This window comes from Propionispora vibrioides, from assembly GCF_900110485.1.
Taxonomy (GTDB): domain Bacteria; phylum Bacillota; class Negativicutes; order Propionisporales; family Propionisporaceae; genus Propionispora; species Propionispora vibrioides.
The window spans coordinates 1-18,677 of the sequence record NZ_FODY01000044.1 but is presented as its reverse complement, the minus strand read 5'-3'; the positions used below and the strand labels follow the sequence as shown (position 1 = coordinate 18,677).

At 36.8% G+C, this 18,677-nt stretch carries 16 protein-coding genes; 13 read left to right on the top strand and 3 right to left on the bottom strand.

Translation table 11 applies throughout. The features are described from left to right. From BMW43_RS21420 to BMW43_RS20440, 4 genes are all read left to right on the top strand, one after another. A partial coding sequence (locus BMW43_RS21420; protein ID WP_439331461.1) for a hypothetical protein occupies positions 1-208 on the top strand: 208 nt, incomplete at its 5' end. Positions 209-632: 424 nt separating this feature from the next. Continuing rightward, positions 633-1,379: a MurR/RpiR family transcriptional regulator gene (locus BMW43_RS20450; protein ID WP_091752327.1), complete on the top strand. Its 747-nt coding sequence runs from the start codon at positions 633-635 to the stop codon at positions 1,377-1,379. Between the two features lie 44 nt (positions 1,380-1,423). Beyond that, positions 1,424-2,020, top strand: coding sequence for a sugar O-acetyltransferase (locus BMW43_RS21785; RefSeq protein WP_091752324.1), 597 nt, complete (start codon positions 1,424-1,426; stop codon positions 2,018-2,020). Next, positions 2,020-2,736, top strand: coding sequence for an HAD family hydrolase (locus BMW43_RS20440; RefSeq protein WP_091752321.1), 717 nt, complete (start codon positions 2,020-2,022; stop codon positions 2,734-2,736). The genes BMW43_RS21785 and BMW43_RS20440 overlap by 1 nt, the downstream gene beginning before the upstream one ends. A 325-nt stretch (positions 2,737-3,061) precedes the next feature. On the opposite strand, the gene BMW43_RS20435 is transcribed toward BMW43_RS20440, so the two are convergent. Beyond that, positions 3,062-3,601 carry a TetR/AcrR family transcriptional regulator gene (locus tag BMW43_RS20435; RefSeq protein ID WP_091752318.1) on the bottom strand — a complete coding sequence of 180 codons (540 nt, stop codon included), beginning with the start codon at positions 3,599-3,601 and terminating at the stop codon, positions 3,062-3,064. A gap of 169 nt (positions 3,602-3,770) precedes the next feature. Between BMW43_RS20435 and BMW43_RS20430 the strand changes: the two genes are divergently transcribed. The 4 genes from BMW43_RS20430 to BMW43_RS20420 all read left to right on the top strand — a co-directional run bounded on the left by BMW43_RS20430 (position 3,771) and on the right by BMW43_RS20420 (position 7,284). After that, positions 3,771-4,961 (top strand): NADH:flavin oxidoreductase, encoded by a 1,191-nt coding sequence (locus BMW43_RS20430; protein ID WP_091752316.1) that lies wholly within the window; start codon positions 3,771-3,773, stop codon positions 4,959-4,961. A 41-nt stretch (positions 4,962-5,002) separates the two neighbouring features. Next, positions 5,003-5,563, top strand: a complete 561-nt coding sequence (locus BMW43_RS20425; protein ID WP_091752313.1) for a flavin reductase family protein — start codon at positions 5,003-5,005, stop codon at positions 5,561-5,563. Positions 5,564-5,756: 193 nt separating this feature from the next. Then, entirely contained in the window at positions 5,757-5,915 is a 159-nt protein-coding gene (locus BMW43_RS21415; protein WP_218140749.1) for a hypothetical protein, read from the top strand. A 160-nt stretch (positions 5,916-6,075) separates the two neighbouring features. Then, positions 6,076-7,284, top strand: coding sequence for an esterase/lipase family protein (locus tag BMW43_RS20420; RefSeq protein WP_091752310.1), 1,209 nt, complete (start codon positions 6,076-6,078; stop codon positions 7,282-7,284). A gap of 311 nt (positions 7,285-7,595) precedes the next feature. Here the strand turns inward: BMW43_RS20420 and BMW43_RS20415 are convergent, their stop codons facing one another. Continuing rightward, positions 7,596-8,429 (bottom strand): helix-turn-helix transcriptional regulator, encoded by an 834-nt coding sequence (locus tag BMW43_RS20415; RefSeq protein WP_091752307.1) that lies wholly within the window; start codon positions 8,427-8,429, stop codon positions 7,596-7,598. A 243-nt stretch (positions 8,430-8,672) separates the two neighbouring features. Between BMW43_RS20415 and BMW43_RS20410 the strand changes: the two genes are divergently transcribed. The 5 genes from BMW43_RS20410 to BMW43_RS20390 all read left to right on the top strand — a co-directional run bounded on the left by BMW43_RS20410 (position 8,673) and on the right by BMW43_RS20390 (position 17,902). Then, positions 8,673-9,221 (top strand): flavodoxin family protein, encoded by a 549-nt coding sequence (locus BMW43_RS20410; RefSeq protein WP_091752304.1) that lies wholly within the window; start codon positions 8,673-8,675, stop codon positions 9,219-9,221. Between the two features lie 530 nt (positions 9,222-9,751). Further along, positions 9,752-10,987, top strand: a complete 1,236-nt coding sequence (locus BMW43_RS20405; RefSeq protein WP_091752302.1) for an STAS-like domain-containing protein — start codon at positions 9,752-9,754, stop codon at positions 10,985-10,987. A 565-nt stretch (positions 10,988-11,552) separates the two neighbouring features. After that, positions 11,553-15,728: a hypothetical protein gene (locus BMW43_RS20400; protein ID WP_091752299.1), complete on the top strand. Its 4,176-nt coding sequence runs from the start codon at positions 11,553-11,555 to the stop codon at positions 15,726-15,728. A gap of 622 nt (positions 15,729-16,350) precedes the next feature. Then, entirely contained in the window at positions 16,351-16,923 is a 573-nt protein-coding gene (locus BMW43_RS20395) for a hypothetical protein (RefSeq protein WP_091752296.1), read from the top strand. A 103-nt stretch (positions 16,924-17,026) separates the two neighbouring features. Further along, entirely contained in the window at positions 17,027-17,902 is an 876-nt protein-coding gene (locus tag BMW43_RS20390; RefSeq protein WP_091752294.1) for a hypothetical protein, read from the top strand. 602 nt (positions 17,903-18,504) lie between these two features. On the opposite strand, the gene BMW43_RS21300 is transcribed toward BMW43_RS20390, so the two are convergent. Beyond that, positions 18,505-18,677, bottom strand: a 173-nt coding sequence (locus BMW43_RS21300; RefSeq protein WP_177173704.1) for an ATP-binding protein, incomplete at its 5' end; no start/stop codon positions are given.

The following is an 18,677-nucleotide window of genomic DNA, read 5'->3' as shown; positions in this document are numbered from 1 at the left end:
TGCCAAGCTGGTTGGGCACTTTCGCTACTATGGGGTAACCGACAACAGCAATGGAATCCATACCTTTGGATACTGCGTACGGCGTAAATTGTTTGAAATACTCAATCGCAGAAGCCAAAAGAAGAGCTTGACGTGGGAAGGATTTGCAAAACTAACAGATAGATTCCCGCTAGCAAAAGCGAGAATCTATGTGAATATCTATGGCTAAACGTAAGTAAATGCTGCTATGAAGAGCCGGATGCCTTAATAGGGCAAGTCCGGTTCCGTGAGGGGGGCTGGAATGTGAGTTCCGCCTCTACTCGACCTCTTGCGTATTAATCAATTTCAAGATTAGGAATGAAATGTTGTTCGATTGACAGTTTGCTATAGTGGGTTCGGGAGCAACTTTCCGTTGCTGGCAAATGTGTAGCTCTTCATAGTCTCGCTTGTAAATTAGTTGCTTAGTTTTTGCAATTGGGCTTGGGGCGTTGAAAAAGAGGATGGCTAAGTAGGGCAATGTACCTGCCCTGTGGCCTGTAACTATAAATTCTTGGGTAATATGAAATATTGCATAAGATCATTAAGTGATAGAGAGGGAAACGTACGCTTTTGCGGGCTGTATGGTGCGATAATAATATAAAGGATTGAACGCTATGTTTTCGTATGATATTATTCAAAAGTTTAATGAAACAGAGATTTTAATTTATAAATATATAATAGCAAACCAAGATAAAATTCCCTTTATGACAATCCGTGAATTAGCAAATGCGTTGAATGTTTCAACATCTACGATATTGAGGTTTTGCAATAAAACAGATTGCAATAACTACTCGGAGCTTAAGAAAAAAATAAATGAAAATATAAAAGAAATATCTAATATTGCTCCACAAAGTGACTTGCAGGTATTGCTTCACTATTTTCAAGGAACCAACACCAGTGCATTCGAAAATAAAATCAAACAAGGTGTGAAGATTATACAAGATGCAGAAATGGTCGTGTTTGTCGGTTCGGGTTCTTCAGGAACTCTTGCAAGATATGGTTCGAGGTACTTTTCGAATCTAGGTAAATTCTCTATGGGTTTGGAAGATCCATATTATCCTGTTATTGATATTGGTGAAAAAAAGGTAGCTCTTTTAGTACTTTCAGTTTCAGGAGAAACGAAAACAATAGTGGATCTTATTAAAGAATTTCAAGCCTGTAATAGTAAAATATTAAGTATCACCAACCAACCTAATTCTACAATTGCTAAAATGTCTGATTGGAATATTTCATACAATATGAATATGCAACGAGTAAATGGTGGATTTAATGCTACGTCGCAGGTTCCCGTACTGTTTCTAATGGAAGTGCTCGCCAGAAGACTAAAACACAATAGGAACAGCCTGTTACTTGATAAGTAACAGGCTGTTTTTTATACTTTAACTAAAAATGAAAGGGGATTTATATGACAGAACTGGTAAAATGCATGACCGGTGAGTACTACAACTGCCATGACCAAATTTTTTTAGAATATAAAGCTAATGTCCGCAAATTATTGTCAGTTTATAATAGCCTGCATTATGACCGGGAAACAGAAAAAAGAGAGATCTTAGAAAAAATGTTCGGGAGTGTCGGAGACAATGTATCTGTGGGAACCCCTTTTATCTGCGACTACGGTTGCAATATATATGTTGGAAATAATATATCCATAAACATGAATTGCACTTTCGTAGATTGCAATAAAATAATAATTGGTAATAATGTTCTTATCGCTTCCAATGTTCAGATATACACGGCAACACATCCAGTTGAACTAAACGAACGCCTGACACCAAATTGGTCGGAGGAAAGTGGAGAATACTTTTGCCGTACATACGCATTACCCGTCCATGTTGGGGATGGATGTTGGATAGGCGGAGGCGCCATTATACTTCCAGGTGTCAAAATCGGAAACGGTTGTGTGATCGGGGCCGGGAGTGTAGTAACCAAAGATGTGCCAGCCAATTCAGTCGCTGTTGGCAACCCTTGCCGAGTAATTAAAAAAATCAATGGAGAAGTCTAATGGTTAAAATGGTTGCCTTCGATTTAGATGGTACTCTTTGTGATTCTATTCCAATGTGTATCGAAGCAATTTGTAAAGCTGTATCACCCTATGCAGATCATGAAATCACAGAAAAAGATGTTATAGAAACTTTTGGACTAAATGAAATAGGAATGATAAAAGCGGTTGTAAATCAGAATTGGGAACAGGCATTACAGGATTTTTACCAATATTATGAGAAACTTCATTATATGTGTTCTGAACCCTTTCCTGGTATCTGTGAATTAATCGACTTTTTAAAGGGAAACCATATTATTGTTGCTTTAATTACCGGAAAAGGAGAAAAGAGCTGCGACATCACTTTAAAAAAGTTAGGATTAAATGATACTTTCGTTGAAATAGCAACAGGGTCTGAAAAAAGTCCTAATAAAGCAGAATCGATTTTATATTTTATGCAAAAGTATTCAGTGAAAGCCGATGAATTCTATTATGTCGGTGATGCAGTATCCGACGCTATTGCTTGTCATAAAGCTGGTGTTGCTTGTTTGTCCACAGCATGGGCAGAATCATCTAATATAAGCAAATTAAGAAAAATAAATCCATCATATGTGTTTGAAACTATTACAGAGCTAAAAAACTTTTTGTACAAGGTAATTGCATCATCCGTGAAAAAAATCGATGAGATCAGCAAGAAGGCGTCTGGGGAAGTGCAGGCTGTTAGTAAATTTAGGATATAAGAAAACCGTATCATTATAGCAACGGAATTCACTAAATCGACATATGCATTAATTATAAAATTGGTTGACTGCAGGGGTTTCAAGTGATTCTGGCACTCTATAAAGAGACTTCTGTCAAATTATTGACCAAGGTTATTTTAATGTCAGTGGCATGTCATGGAGCAGGTTTATGAAGCCGCAAAGCTGGATAATATTGTCAAGGGGTTCTATTTTTATTCCATTTCTATATGACAGTGAGGCCATGTACGTCAAAGTAATATTTATATATAGTTCAAGAAGATCTCTAGCCATTAAATGGCAAGGGATCTTTTGCTATGAAGAAGGTCTAATGAGTAAAGCCATTCTTAACTTTATTAGCCAGTATGGAAATAGTCTGCTGATTAATCTCGGCAAAATCATGTTGCTCAAGAACACTTATAATGCCACTAATAACAAATGAAACCGTGCAGCGGGATATCTCATCTTGATTATTAGGATCTATTTTTTTTAATACATTTTCAATTAGGAGCTGTTTCATTTTACATAAACTGGATGAGAGGCTTGGGGATTTAAGAAACGGCATATAAAGTTCCCTGTTCGTCTCAAATACATTCATAATATTTACTAAAATAACTGAAAAATTATTGATTATCCCGTTAAAATCATATGGCTCGAATACTTTATTGACTTCATCGAGAATAGTATCTCGCAAACAATCGGCACAATCATAAATATCTTTATAATGCAAGTAGAAAGTACTCTTATTAATATCAGCTTTCTCACATAGTTTTTTTACCGTGATATCTTCCATGCTATTTGCCGATAAAAGTTTGGAGAAAGCGGTTTGGATAGCATCTTTCGTTTTTTTTATGCGTCGATCTGTCATTTTTATTCTCCTTATTAGACAAAATAATTAGATTGGTTGAATAATAGACTATAGTTTTAATATTGATGGTTGAAAGTAAAGTATATCATCAATATAATAGACACAAGCCGATATATAGATTATAGTCTATTAAATTGATTGTGTAAAGAATTGAAGAGGAGGATAATCTGTGGAAGACGTGTTTACAGAAGCTCATATCGCAGGAATAAAACTGAAAAATAAAATTATTCGCTCCGCTACTCATGAGGGCTTGGCAGATGAGGTGGGAAATCCATCGGAGGCGTTAATAAAGAAATATGAGGTGCTGGCAAAGGGAGGGGTAGGAGCAATAATTACAGGTTACGCTGCAATTATGAAAAATGGCAAATCACCCTTGGTTAACATGTTAATGATTGATAAGGATGAAAGAATCCAATACTACAAGAGACTTGTAGAAAGGGTCCATCAGTACAATATTCCGATTTTCTTGCAGATTACTCATTGTGGTAGACAAACATTTTCAAAGACAACAGGCTTGCCTACTGTTGCTCCATCCGCTATTAAAGATAAATTATACAACGAAGACATTCCTCAGGAATTAAATGAATCTGGAATCTATGAGATTGTTGAAAATTTTGCAAGTGCAATAGAGAGAGCAAAAAAAGCCGGCTTTGATGGTGTTCAATTACAGCTTTCTCATGGGTATTTACTGTCATCATTTTTATCTCCTCATATGAACAAAAGAATAGATAAATGGGGTGGGAGTAGTGAAAATCGTTTCCGAATTGTCAAGGAGATTATGAAAAAATCTAGAGAAAAAGTCGGCGATTTTCCGATCATTGCAAAAATTAATGGCTATGAGAAGTCAAAAGACGGTTTAAAACTTGATGAAGCTATATTAATTGCCAAATACCTTGAGAGTTCGAGGTGTAATGCAATAGAGGTATCCTGCGGTATTGCAGAGGAAGGATTCATGGCTTCAAGAGGAAGTTTTCCATTTGAGATGATCGCCAAATATAATCATTTAATGAAAAAAGTTCCCAAGATACTCTATCCTCTGGTGAAAATTGTATTAAAAAATCGTTTTGCAAGTCCAGAACCCAAATATTTGTATAATGTTGATAATGCAAAGAAAATCAAGGAAAATATTAAAATTCCTGTTATTGTTGTGGGCGGTATCAGAAAGCTCGAAGATATTAAAAGTATTATTAATTATGGACAAAGTGATTTTATTTCTATGGCAAGACCATTTATTATTGAACCAGACATCGTAAAAAAATTTATGGAAGGTAAACAACAAGAATCAGGGTGCATAGATTGTAATTATTGCCAGATAGGAATAGAAGAAAGCTTTCTAAAATGTTATTACGGAAAGGTTTAGTATTAAAAATTATATAAAGTTTAAGAATAGGAGTGAATAAATTGAGTAAAAAAATTATGGACCAATTAAACGTCTCACCATTACCAGAACCAACGGTACTAGTAACAACAAAAACAGATGATAAAAATCCTAATATTATTACAATAGCATGGACCGGTGTCTTTAGCCATAGCCCTGCTATTGTTTATATTGCGGTACACCCGGCAAGATATTCTCATTCAATATTAAAAGAATCTATGGAATATGTCATAAATATTCCCTCTGAGAATTTAGCAAAGGTAACCGATTATTGCGGAATTGTATCTGGGACAAAGGTAAATAAATTCGAGGAAACTGGCCTAACTCCGATACCTGCAACAGTTGTAAAACCTCCATTAATAAAGGAATGTGCCGTTAATATAGAATGCAAGGTAAAAGATATCATCAATTATGGAAGTCATGATATATTTGTTGGAGAAATTGTTGCCATACATTATGATGAAGAAGCAATTAAAGAAGACGGTAATCCCGATTTAGAGAAAATAATGCCTTATGGTTATAGCTTTGGAGAATATCGATCTATGGGAGAGAAACTTGGAGTAGCAGGTTATAGTAAACGATAATATTCTTGAATAAGTAGTAAAGCTCAAATCACTTGCAAAGATTGCAGTGGTTTGAGCTTTCATTTTTCTGATATATATTTTTATTCTCCTTCAGATTATTACTAACATCAAGAGAAGACGAACCGTCATTACCTCCCTTCACAACATGACCGGTGACAGTTAACGATAACAGATTGCAACAAGATTTTGGGGGATGACCGAAAAACGTCCGATTTTGGTGGCCGAAACTTCGCTAAAACACTTGATCGTGTACAAGGGTAAACAACAGATTGAGTTAAAAGACAAGCTGAAAGAGACTATATTTTTCTATTATGAGCATTATTTCCGCCAATTTGCATTACTTATTAGTTAAAGGAACGTAACTAACCAACACAAATAGGAAGCACAGGGGTAGATTTGCTGTTTTTTGCCCGCTTTTTATGAAATAACGTACCTGTTCGCATATCGCAGTGGTTGAAATCTAATCTGCTCTAGAATGTGGTAAGGTATAAAAGTTAAAGGAGGAGTCTAAAATGGCTTCAGTAAGGAAAACGAGTGAAAAGGTAATGCGGGCAAAGGCCAACTCTTATCCGATAGTGCTTGTCCACGGATTTATGGGTTGGGGAAGAAATGAGGTGCTGGGACTAAAATATTGGGGCGGCCTGACTGACTATGAGCAGAAACTTACGTCAAGCGGTTACACGACTTATACTGCGACGGTAGGGCCGGTATCCAGTAATTGGGACAGAGCCTGTGAGTTGTATGCCTATATCAAAGGCGGTACGGTAGACTATGGCCAAGCACATTCTCAGCAGGAAGGACACAGCAGGTATGGAAGAACATATCCTGGTCTTTATCCTGAATGGGGTAACCTTACGACGGAAGGTAAAGTAAATAAGATTCATCTTGTGGCTCACAGCATGGGCGGTCAGACCGTACGCACCCTGGTTCAATTGCTCAAGGAAGGCAGCAAGGCGGAACAAAATGCAACGCCATCTCAACTAAGTCCGCTCTTTGCAGGTGGCAAATCGTGGGTTCACAGTGTTACGACGATTGCTTCTACTCATGATGGTACTACTCTTGCAGACGAAAGCAATACGTTTGGAGATTTTACTAAGAATTTTATAGCCTCTCTGGCAGCCTTTACCGGTGCAGGAGAAACACTTATCTATGATTTTAAACTTGATCAGTGGGGCTTGAACAGAATGCCCAAGGAAAGCCTTACAGCTTATACAAACAGGGTTTTGGGGAGTGAAATCTGGAATGATACTAACGACCTTGCCAATTGGGATTTAAGTACCGATGGCGCTCGTGTGCTCAATTCGTGGGTTAAGGCACAACCTGATGTATACTATTTTTCTTATTCTGCCTGTGCAACAGTCCCCAGTATTTTGACGAGTAACGAGCTTCCCCATGTAATTTATATGACTCCGTTGTTATATCCGTTTGGAACATTCATCGGAAGTTATACGCGTAATGAACAAGGGCGGGTTATTATTGATGATAGTTGGAAACCCAATGACGGCGTGGTCAACACCATTTCTCAGAGTGGTCCGAAAATCTGGTCTTCCGATAAGATTGTTACTTATAATGGGATACCCCAAATAGGCAAGTGGAATTCCATGCCCTTGTTAGACTCGATTGATCATATGGATGCATGCGGTATTGGTGCAAATGCATTAACGTTGTCCTGGTATAAGGAACTTGCTGAAAAACTAGCTGAGCTACCAATAAATAATTAATAAGAAACATAACCACGGGGACAGGTACGCTTTTCCTGAGACAGCGAACCTGCCCCTGTGGTTGCCTGTACGCATGTAGTCCGGGGACGTTACTTATAATTCGGCCGCAGCGGCTGCTTTCATCAAGTTTCGGCACTATACAGTGTGGCAGAAAGATTTCTTCCAGAGAATTTGGTTTGTCATCAACTAGTCCAAAGCATTGTCCGTCTGCTTCTCAAGGCTTGTTTGGGCTAGATATTGGCTGAATTTTCGCTCAGTGGGCGCCAAAACAAATATGCGAAAAATTACTGACAGTACTCAGGGAAATGGACTTAACGCGATAGAAATTGTTTTATCTTTTCCTCGGTAGCTGACCCTGGAATAGAGGTGAGTACAGACAGTTTTAAATTAGAATCTGATAAAACCGCATAACTGGTAAACTCAAATTTCAACTGTCCTAAAACCGGATGGTTAATAATTTTTAATACTCCCTCCTCTTTTTGGATGTCGTGCATGGACCACCACGAATCGAATTCTTTGCTTTCGCTCCTGAGTTCATTTATAAAATCCTCAATCCAAGGATTTCCGACGAAGTTTGCATAAGCTGTACGAAAGCAGGCAAGCATCGCTTGCGCTGTGAACTCCCAATCAGCCATTGCCTTTTTATATTCTTCATTTGTAAACATGATTCGCAGCAGGTTACGTTTAGAAGCATTAATCTTACCGTAATCAAACACAATTTTTGCCGCAGCTCTGTTCCACGAAATAACATTAAACCGGACATCAACAATGGTTGCCGGAGAAAATTCTAAGTTGTCCAGCACATGCTGCAGCATGGGATTAACAGGATCATTGCAAATAGGAAAACCGACCGGTGGTGTGTGCTGAGCCAGAGTGTAAAGATGTTTGGTTTCATGCCTGTCAAGCATCAAGGTTCTGGCTAAGCTTTCAAGTATTTGTGAGGATATTTGAATAGGACGGCCCTGTTCAATCCACGTATACCAGGTTAACCCGATTCCGGAAAGTGAAGCTACTTCCTCTCTTCTAAGACCGGGGGTTCGCCGGCGTATTCCTTCAGGCAGGCCAACCTGGGCAGGTAAGATTTTTGCCCGGCGTGACTTTAAAAAATCACCTAATTCTCTATATCGCTGCTTTTCATTATCCATAAAACTCTTACCTGCCTTTATCGTAGCATTAGTAGTACTAGTATAAATGCATATCTATTACCATGATAAACTGGGTGGTACTATAAATACAACACTAATTTAAAATTGGAGATATGGAACCTATGAAAAAATCGTCGTTTTAAATGAAAGTCCGCACAAGACAGGAAATACTATGGTACTGACAAAGGAAGTATCAAAGGCAATGCAGGACAAAAAAATTAATTCAATGGAGGAAATTACAGCATGAAAAAAGTAGTCGCTTTTGTGGGGAGTCCAAGGAAGAATGGCAATACGGCCACTCTTGTTAAAGAAGTTATTCGGGGAGCACAAGCTGCCGGTGCTGAAACAGCGGTTTTTGATCTTTATGATATGAACATCAAACCCTGTCAAGGCTGTTTAGTCTGTCGCAAGACCGGGCACTGTTTTATGCAAGACGATTTTGAGGATATGTTTAAACATATTGTCGATGCCGATGTTGTGGTTTTTGGCTCGCCCGTATACCTTTGGCAGGTTACAGCTCAAATGAAGCTGTTATGGGACAGACTCTGTGGCTTGTTTGATGAAAACTATAAGCCTCGCTATGCGGCTAAAAGCCTGGTCATGGTATATTCTCAGGGAAATCCAGATGCGCAGTCTTTTCAAGCATCCTTTCAAATCAATAAAGATTTGTTTAAGATGTTTGGCTTACATGTAGTTGATACCATTTTACTAACGGGCGGCGGAGACCCCAACACCGCGGCTGATAATAAAGAGCTTTTATTAAAAGCTTATGAAGCAGGAAAAGCAATGTAGCCAACCTGCAATAGTACGCTTCGCGAAGTGATCAGAGAGCATTTTCACCAGGGCGTTGCCCTTGGGGAAATGCTCTTTGTATGATGTTACAGATAAAGGTGAAAATAGGACAAAGCAAATGTTAGCTAAATAAAATGTAAGAGAAAATTTGGATGAAATTAAGTGTTTCTGTGAACCGAATGGAGGTGCCGCAAAGCGTTTTGTGACACCTCCATTTTTATCTGCGAAAGGAAAGTTATGAGAAATAGAATCGAGTATGGAAATGCTTAACTGTTTTATATAGATTGTCAAATTGACAAAACCGGGATAGGAATGATGCTAATAACCCTATGGAGACCTGTTGCCATAAAACAATCATCTTTGTCAAATTAATACAAAATTTAGCAGGAGTTTCCTTATTTAGAATCTAAAGATATTATTATATTCCAAATGAATTTTAAAGATTAGATTAGTTATTCTTATTGAGGATCATATGAAAAATTGGCGGAAAGGAATGTTACTATCCGCCTTGATTATGGAGGAATATAATTATGGAAGTACAAAAAACAGTTTTGGATGTTAAAAGAAGTCAAAATATTATTGTAGTTAACAAAATGAATCATCCTGCAAATGTTAGTAATTTCTTAAAAGCGATTTTTTTTGGAAAAAAACAAGGATTTGAGAAATTTATTTTGGATTTTTCTAACGTAAAATCTGCATTTCCAAACGTATGTGTTCCGCTTGCTAGTATAATAACCTTTTATAAACAAGAGGGTATTGATTTAATTATTAATAAAATGCCGGAGTATTTGACCAGAAGTTATATAGAAAGTCCTTTGAAAGTTCGAGATCATCACTCTGAACTGTCTAGATCAGCACTTGATATTGTTTGGCAGTTTTGTAATTCAGATGATGTTAATCTATTAGTCGATTCCTTTATCGATGATGTATCTAAGAACATTGAGTGTCAAAAGGGAGTAATTGAAGGTCTCACTTGGTGCCTAAATGAGGTAATGGACAATGTAATACAACATTCCAAAATAGAAGCAGGTTATGTCATGGGGCAAATTCATAAAACATCAAAACACATAGCATTTTGTATTTCCGATAATGGTCAGGGTATTTATAACTCACTAAAAGAATCAGTTCATGCGCCGCGCTATCCTGTAGATGCAATTACATTATCAATTGAAGAAGGAGTAACTCGAGATACTAAAATTGGACAAGGTAATGGAATGTGGGGGTTGCATGAAATTGTAAAATCTAATTCAGGTAGATTAGTTATTACTTCTGGACCAGCATCCTATATGATGCTGGGAGATGAAATAAGCACATTTAATAAATTACCTTTTCTCTCTAAAGAAAATCCAGGTGCTATTATTGACTTTCAGGTAGACTGTGAAAAGGAAATATCTGTTTCTGATGCGCTTGGTGGTTATGAACCGGTCAATTTACGAATTGAGAACTTAGAAAATGACCAAGGAATACTTGAATATAAGCTTGCAGAGAAATCCTCTGGAACTGGAACTAGACAATCTGGTGAAAGAATACGAAATGAAATAATAAATATTTATAATGATTCAAAACAGGTTATTGAAATAGATTTTGGTGGCATTGCTGTTATATCATCTTCTTTTGCAGATGAACTTATAGGAAAGCTTGTAATAAAATATGGTTTTTTTAATTTCACACAAATATTTAGATTGAAAAATATGAATCAAATTGTTCAAGCTATAGTACATCGTTCAGTCTCACAAAGAATGGCTGAAAGTCTGAAAACTGGTTAACATTCTAGAACCTCTAAACTATTTTTAAGATTTATTTCTATAATCTTGTTTATAGCTAAAAATAGATGATGTCATAAGGACGAGGTTATTGGCAATTTACTTACCGATAGGGAAAAATAACCTGTTTAGAATTGTCGCTTCCTCTGTTTGCATGATTAGAATAGTGCCTCGCTACTCCTACAGGGAATTTCAGGGTAGCAAAAGAATAATAAAACATTTGAAGTATTAAATATAATGGAGGATTAATTATGCCAGATATGTCTCAACAATATATGTGAGACACGGGGACGGTGGGGGTGTCTTGAGGAAAAGATTTATTGAAAAAATATAGTAAGACAGCACCACCGTCCCCGCGTCCTCTGTTGCTATGACTCGCGCTAAGCGACGTTTATATGTTGTTGGAAATCATAAGGCTTGGAAAAACGCTGGCTATTTTCAATTCTTAGCGACTTCTCTTCCCGTGGTTGAGCATAAGATTTCCAATGACTAGCGATCTGTCGATGATTTAAAGGACTTGCTGGATAATAAGGAATTATTCTTTATTAAATAGATAGGAGTAGGGCTGATGGATACTTTATTAAGCATAATAGCAAATATTTTTTCCAGCTTTTTATATGACAAAGTTGGTATATGGAAAGATAAAAAATCAATTGCAAAATTTAAAGAAAGTCTTGCAAATTGGGCTATTGAATTTGAAAAGAAAAACGACGGGACAATAGTTACTACTGGTAGATTTTATACATACATAAAATCTCACCGAGTAATTCTTAATGTTTTTGAATATGTCACAGATGTTTCAGAGAAATCGGTATCTGAAGAAGCCTTTATCTTAGCCTTGAAAAAGAGATTGATACTTGCGATGGAACAAGACCAGAGATTAGCTTATCATGACAAACAAGTTATCAATGAGTTTTGTGATGCTTTATTGGACAAATCAAAAAAATATGTTTATGGGAATCTTCAATCGCAAGATCGCGCGCTATTTTATTTAATGGTACAAACCAAAACCGATGTTCAATCCATTTTGCACAAGTTTGATTTTACTGAAAAAGAGTTAAGTGCTATTAAAGCAGAAATCCAGCGAATTCATTTGTTATTATTTGACAAGAAGAATTTTCTTTTAGCTGATGAATGGTTTATCCACCAGAATATTGAGCAGATAAAAAATCTTGGAGACAGATATATTCCTGATTTACATATACCTATTGATACTAGCTTGATCTTTGATAGCGTGACTAAAAATACCAAATTTTATAATCGTCTAAAATATAAAAGTGATGAGTTCCTTATTAAATTAAAATCCCCTGAACTAGATGAGATTAATGATATATCTAACTCAATAACAAAGTTACTCACTTCTGTTTTGTCCAATCCATTATCAGATATTGATATTAGATGCTTAATATCAATGCTTAATGAAGCGGAGAATATACTTGATAAGGCATTATCCTCTTTATATGACAAAAAAGATAAAGATGATAATAATAATATCGACCATCAAATATATCTAATTCAAAAGGCTCTAAATAGCGTCGTGGATTATCTTGATTATATTTGTTCATCTGAGGTTAAAGCAAGTATTGTACCATATGTCTTGCTTGATGGAGAGGGGGGTACGGGAAAATCTCATATTATTGCAGATGCTGTAAGTAATCGTATGGCAGACGGCAATAAATCTATATTGTTGTTAGGGCAGCATTTCAAAGGAATGGTTCCTCCACTACAAGAAATGATGAATTTAATAAATATTAATAAAGCACCTGATGAGTTCTTGAGCTATCTTAATAGTGTAGCACAAGAACAAAAAATGCGAATTATTATTTTTATAGATGCTCTTAACGAAGGAAACGGTAAAACTATTTGGAAAAACTATCTAGCGGCTATTATAGAAAAGTTTAAGAGCTTTTCTTGGCTTGGTTTTGTTGCATCTATAAGATCAGAATATATTGATTTTGTATTTGAAGATAATAGAAACTTGAGGGACGAATTAGTATGCGTCACTCATAATGGCTTTGGTATGGTTGAATATGAAGCTACAAAAAAGTATTTCGATTTTTATGGCATTACTTATTCAGAGGTCCCTCTAGCCAATCATGAATTTCAGAATCCCTTATTTCTACGTTTATTCTGCGAAGGGTATAGGAAGCAAATCGTCCAATTCAATAACATTAAATATTCAGATGTTTATAAAAATTATATTGATACAATCAATATAAAAATTTCAAATATTTGTGGATTTAATCGTCGGTATCCTGTAGTCTATGAAGTATTAAACAAGATTGTTGAATACAAATATGATAATAACGACAACAATTTTATTCCCTTTGATGCTTTGTCTGACATAATTTTAAGCATACAGACTAAATATGCCTGTAAAGATGATCTTTTAGGGCAGTTACTCAGTGAAGGTATTGTAACGCAAAATGTAAATTACGATGGTCAAGAATATATCTATGTCACTTACGAAAGACTGGAAGATTTTTTATACTCAAATAAACTGCTTCAAGAAATTACGCGTATTGGTAAAGATGACTTTGTAAATAAACATAAAAATGTAATTTACAAACGCAGTATATTAGGATGCTTAGCCATAGCTTTGGCGGAAGAAATAGAAACGGAGATCTTTGAGATTTTTGCTCCAGACAATAGGAATGTTAAGTATGCTTTTGTGGAGAATTTAAAGTGGAGACGCGCACAGTCTATCACGGAGAAAACTAAGGAATATATTAATACTTATGTAATAAGTGATTCTTATGAAGTTCAGCATTTATTTGATACATTGATACTTATTGCTACAAAAGAGAATTTTCCTCTTAATGGGTATTGTACAGTGGATTTTATATCAAAAATTTCTATGTCTGATAGAGATGCCTTCTTTATTCCGCTATTTAATGATATTTATGAGAATGAGGGCTCTTCGATAAATCGCTTGTTAGATTGGTGTGTACTTTCCAGTTCCAAGAGTTCTTACTCAGAAGGATTTATTAAGTTGGCTGCTTTAACGGTATCTACTTTCTTAATATCTTCAAATTTGCATTTAAGGGATAAAGCAACAAAAGCTCTTTCTGTTTTGCTCAAAAACCATACTGAAATAATGATTAGCACTCTTAAATATTTTGAAGATATTGATGATCCTTATATTGTCGAGCGACTATATGCCGTTGCCTTTGCTTGTGCTGTATCTGAACAAAACGATTCTAAATTATTATCGCTTGTTGAATATGTTTATGAAGCCGTATTTAACCAAGAATTTGTATATCCCAATATTTTACTTCGAGACTATGCTAAAAATATAATTGACTATGCAAATTATAAGTTGAAGAGCTTGGATATAAATTTAGACAAGGTTTCTCCCCCATATAAGACTGTGTTCCCTGATATTCCATCGGATGAAACAATAAACATGTATAAATATGATTATAAAGATTCGGGGTTTAAGGATTCTTACTGGGGACAAAATGCAATTTTGAGTTCTATGAAAGTGGAATACTCTCGTGATGGAAAGCCGGGTGGATACGGTGATTTTGGAAGATATGTATTTCAACGATATTTCTCGGCTTGGAAACAACTAGATCCTAACGATCTACGCAATATTGCGATCAAGAGAATATTTGATTTGGGATATAATGTAGAAAAGCATGGGAAGTTTGATAGAAGAATAAGTGGCGGACGAGGTGGCTATAAAAAAAGTGAAAGAATAGGGAAGAAATATCAATGGATTGCACTTTATGAATTGGCAGCACAGGTAGCTGACAATTTTCAATTACAAATATATACAGATGACCATGGGGGCAAAATGAAAGCATATTGCTTGGGTTCATTTGAACCTAATATAAGACGTATTGATCCAACAGTCTCTTTGCCTGAACCTCAGCAAGATGATATGCGCGATAGGCTAATTCATGATGCCATTTATACTATCCCCTGCCAAGATCATCATACCTGGCTTGCGGATTTTAACGATTTGCCAACAATAAAAGAAATGCTGCAAATAGTATATGACCATAAGGAATATCTTCTACTCAATGGATGGTACTCTTGGAGTGAAAATAAAGCATTGGGAGATAAAAAATATCAAACGCCCTTAAAAGATATCTGGGTGCAAATCAATAGCTATATTGTTAAGCAGGATCAGTTTGAAAAATATATTGAAACACTATCAGAAGCTGATTTTATGGGACGCTGGGCAGCTGAACCGAATGATAATTATCAATTATTTAACAAGGAATACTATTGGTCTGAGGGCTATCGCTTTTTTCAGAATCCATATTACTGTGGTGAAGAATGGGTTAATATCGATACCCATTATGGTGAGTACTCCGAAGTTCTTGAAAAAGTTTTGGTACCATCATTTAGGTATTTATCTGAGCGTTCAGGAGATACCCTTGGGGATGGTAGTATTTCATGGTACAAACCATGTGGCGAAATTTTTAATGCTTTACAATTAGTATATGGGAAAGAGAATACTGTATTATATGATAGAAGCGGATATATTGTATGTTTTGATAGCAATGAGCTTTTACGTGAAGAAATAGGCTTTTTCATGGATGCAAATGTATTTCGGGAATTTCTAAAGGAAAAAGGATATGCAGTTTTTTGGACGATTTTGGCGGAGAAAAGAATACTTCAAGAATCTTTATCTAATTACAAAATGGAGTTTTCAATGCCTCACATATCAGGATTATTTTACTATGGCTCGAGTGGTGACCTGATTCAGACGATCAAGCACTTTGATAATTAACGTGCCGAATATCTGGCTGTAAGGGTTTGAAGGTAGGTAATCTGCAAGGGGCTTGAGGGTGACGGTATTCTTAGCACCAACTATTACTGCGATTAACATCGGAGCACTAAGAGCGAGAGATGAGCGGTACTCCAAAAATCAAAGGGAAAAGCCTATTTATCTAATCCATTATGGCTCAGGAAACAGGATGCCATTGTCGATTTATTACGTGCATTACATGAAAGGTATGATTTGGCTGTAAGGACTGATGATATCCATCTGGGGTTAGCAAGTGAAGAACGGCAGTTTTACTGTATTGACGATAGGTAATTAGGTGCTTGGATTGATTTGACGCATGCTGAAATACTTAAAATATTTTCAGAAATATGCGGAGAAGCCGGGATTTCTAGGGAGTTTTATTTCCTAGGTGCAGACATTTCGGAAGGGATTGGTAATTACCTGTTTGATAGCAAACTTACGACAAAACATTAACATAAGAAAAGAGGAGGTCTGTATATTAAAAATATTGAGATGACCCTTAATGGCCTGTGACAATCGAGATAGGCCATTAAATGAAGTTAAAGTAACCGACTATCCAGCTTAGGGAAAATAGTCCTTGATGGACGGAATGGAAGTATGAAATATGGGGTTAGTTATTCATAGCTTAGAAATGTTATCTCCACAGGCTGACCGTGAGTATTATATTTATATACTTGATTATGGTTGGGATGAGCCTTTATGCAATATTATTAGGGACAACTTTTATAAGCTATCGGCTTTAGCATGTAAGACTAAGTCTGCAGTTATTATAGGCACCGGGGAAGATATGGGCCATTTTGACGACGAAGTACTGTCTTGGCATAGTATTAATGGCGAGGATGCGACAGACTTATTGCCTGCTATTTTGATTACTAAAACGAATCCGCATCAATTCAAGAATCGTTCCAGAAGGGCGAGGAACTTAAATGACAGTGATGAACAATTTAAGTTTGTCTTGATTCCCTTGAGAAAGTGTTGCAAGAGTACATCTGACGTAATGCCTTTAATAACTTCAATTTTTAAGGATATACAAAATAAAAAGAATTTAGCTAGATTTCAAATAACCCAACAACGGAAGCAAGGTGTGGGGAGAGCTATAGTAGATTCGATTATTTTGGAACCTAATTTCAACGGGATAGGTTTTAGCTTTAAGAAATTTAGAGAGTTTATGAGTTGACAAGCATTTACGTATAAGGCTAAGAGAAGAAAACAGATAATATTATTATTCCATAACTCAATGGTGTGGCGCTTAAAATTGCGCAATCATAGAAAATTTTCTAATGTCTAAAGAACCGAGGTTCAATGCTATGCCGACTAAGTTGGACGTCGAGATTGAGAAAATCGATACATGGCCGACCGACTTTTTAGAGGTGGCCACACAGAACAAAAAGCTCATCCTTTTTTACCACCAAGAATCCAAACGGATTGATTACCTGTGCCGTGAAGATGTTGTCCTGCGAACTAGACCACCTGTAAACAAATATAAAAACGGGTATGATACTTTGGTCCAAAGCCTAAACGAAGTATTGAACAAGTACAATATCATTGGTTATCATTGTACCCGGCTTACTCCCACTGAAATCAGTGCTATATATCGTGAAGGAATGAAAGTTCTATCTCCTGACTTAATCCGAAGCCGCCTAAATTCTGCACGTGAGCACGGGCATCTGTCTCAGACAGAGTTTGAGTACCTGGCCAATAGCCCCAAAATTAAAGCAAACCTTCATAATCTGCATGGTACTCGTACCGGTAACCTTTGGTTCTGTCCAAACCGCTCAACTCTTAAAGAATGTAGCGCCGTTTACCGTCTTTTCCGCTCATGGGGTGGTGAAGCTATGTATTGTGGCCATGAGAACGATGGTCATATTTTAGGCACTTTAAGAACAATAGGGGTTCCTTGTATCGTCAAGTGTTCTATACCGATTTCGGATGCAGATCAATATCCTCCCAATTACGTTGAACGTTTTCTTTCTTATTTTATTTCCAAAGATATAGAGTACCCCGAGCCGTCAGCTGGCTTTGATATGTACATAAAACGGGATTTGAAGGTATCTGAAGTGCTAAAAGTTATTGATCTGTTTAATCCGACCTTTGAAGCGCTGACTGATTGCAAGGCCTGGCATGAGCAATGCAAAATACATCCCGAACAGTTTTAGAGGAAATATTCTCTGGTACTCTCATGAAGCAACTGTGGAAGATTAGGACCTTTTTTATTGATGGGCTGGAATAAAGGAGAAAACTAACCTTTTTCTCTTTACATATCCATTGTCTGGGCTCTAGGGGTATCATGTGGGGAAATCTGTATTACTTCTTGGTTTGCACATCCCGCTATACCGACGAACTACTCGAAATAAGTGACAAATTCACAGTAAGTCCGCCAGTGAGGTCTGAAATCGGCTCTGGCCTTATGTGTGCGCAAATATAGACGCGACTGCGATAAAATTGCCGCTTCCAGGCTAAGCTTGTCCCGGGCAGAAAGTATCCTCTCGGTAATCGCCGACTGCGGCATTAGAAAAGAAACTAAGATGTTTAGCTGAAGGAATTTGTTACAAAAAGATTGAGAATTGTAATAGGAAAATAGAAAGTTGAACATAGAAAGGTATATGATTTCCAACTAAATGCTTAATCCGGCCAATTCGGCCGGCAATCCGGTCACATTCGGGCACCGAATCCGGTCGGATTCGGCCACCTCGTGAAGTATTTTCAGTTTAACAAAAATCATTCAGTAGTTACAGTCGTAATATCCTCATTTTAGTCTCTAGGGCTCATTCGGGTTACGCTTCGATGGCCCGGAAAGTTCGAAACGATAGGAGTTGTGAACGAGCCGATCAAGCACGGCATCGGCAATTGTACTGTCTTCAAACAGCCCATGCCACTCTCGGACCGGAAGTTGCCCGGAGATGACGGTGGATCGATATCCAAATCTGTCTT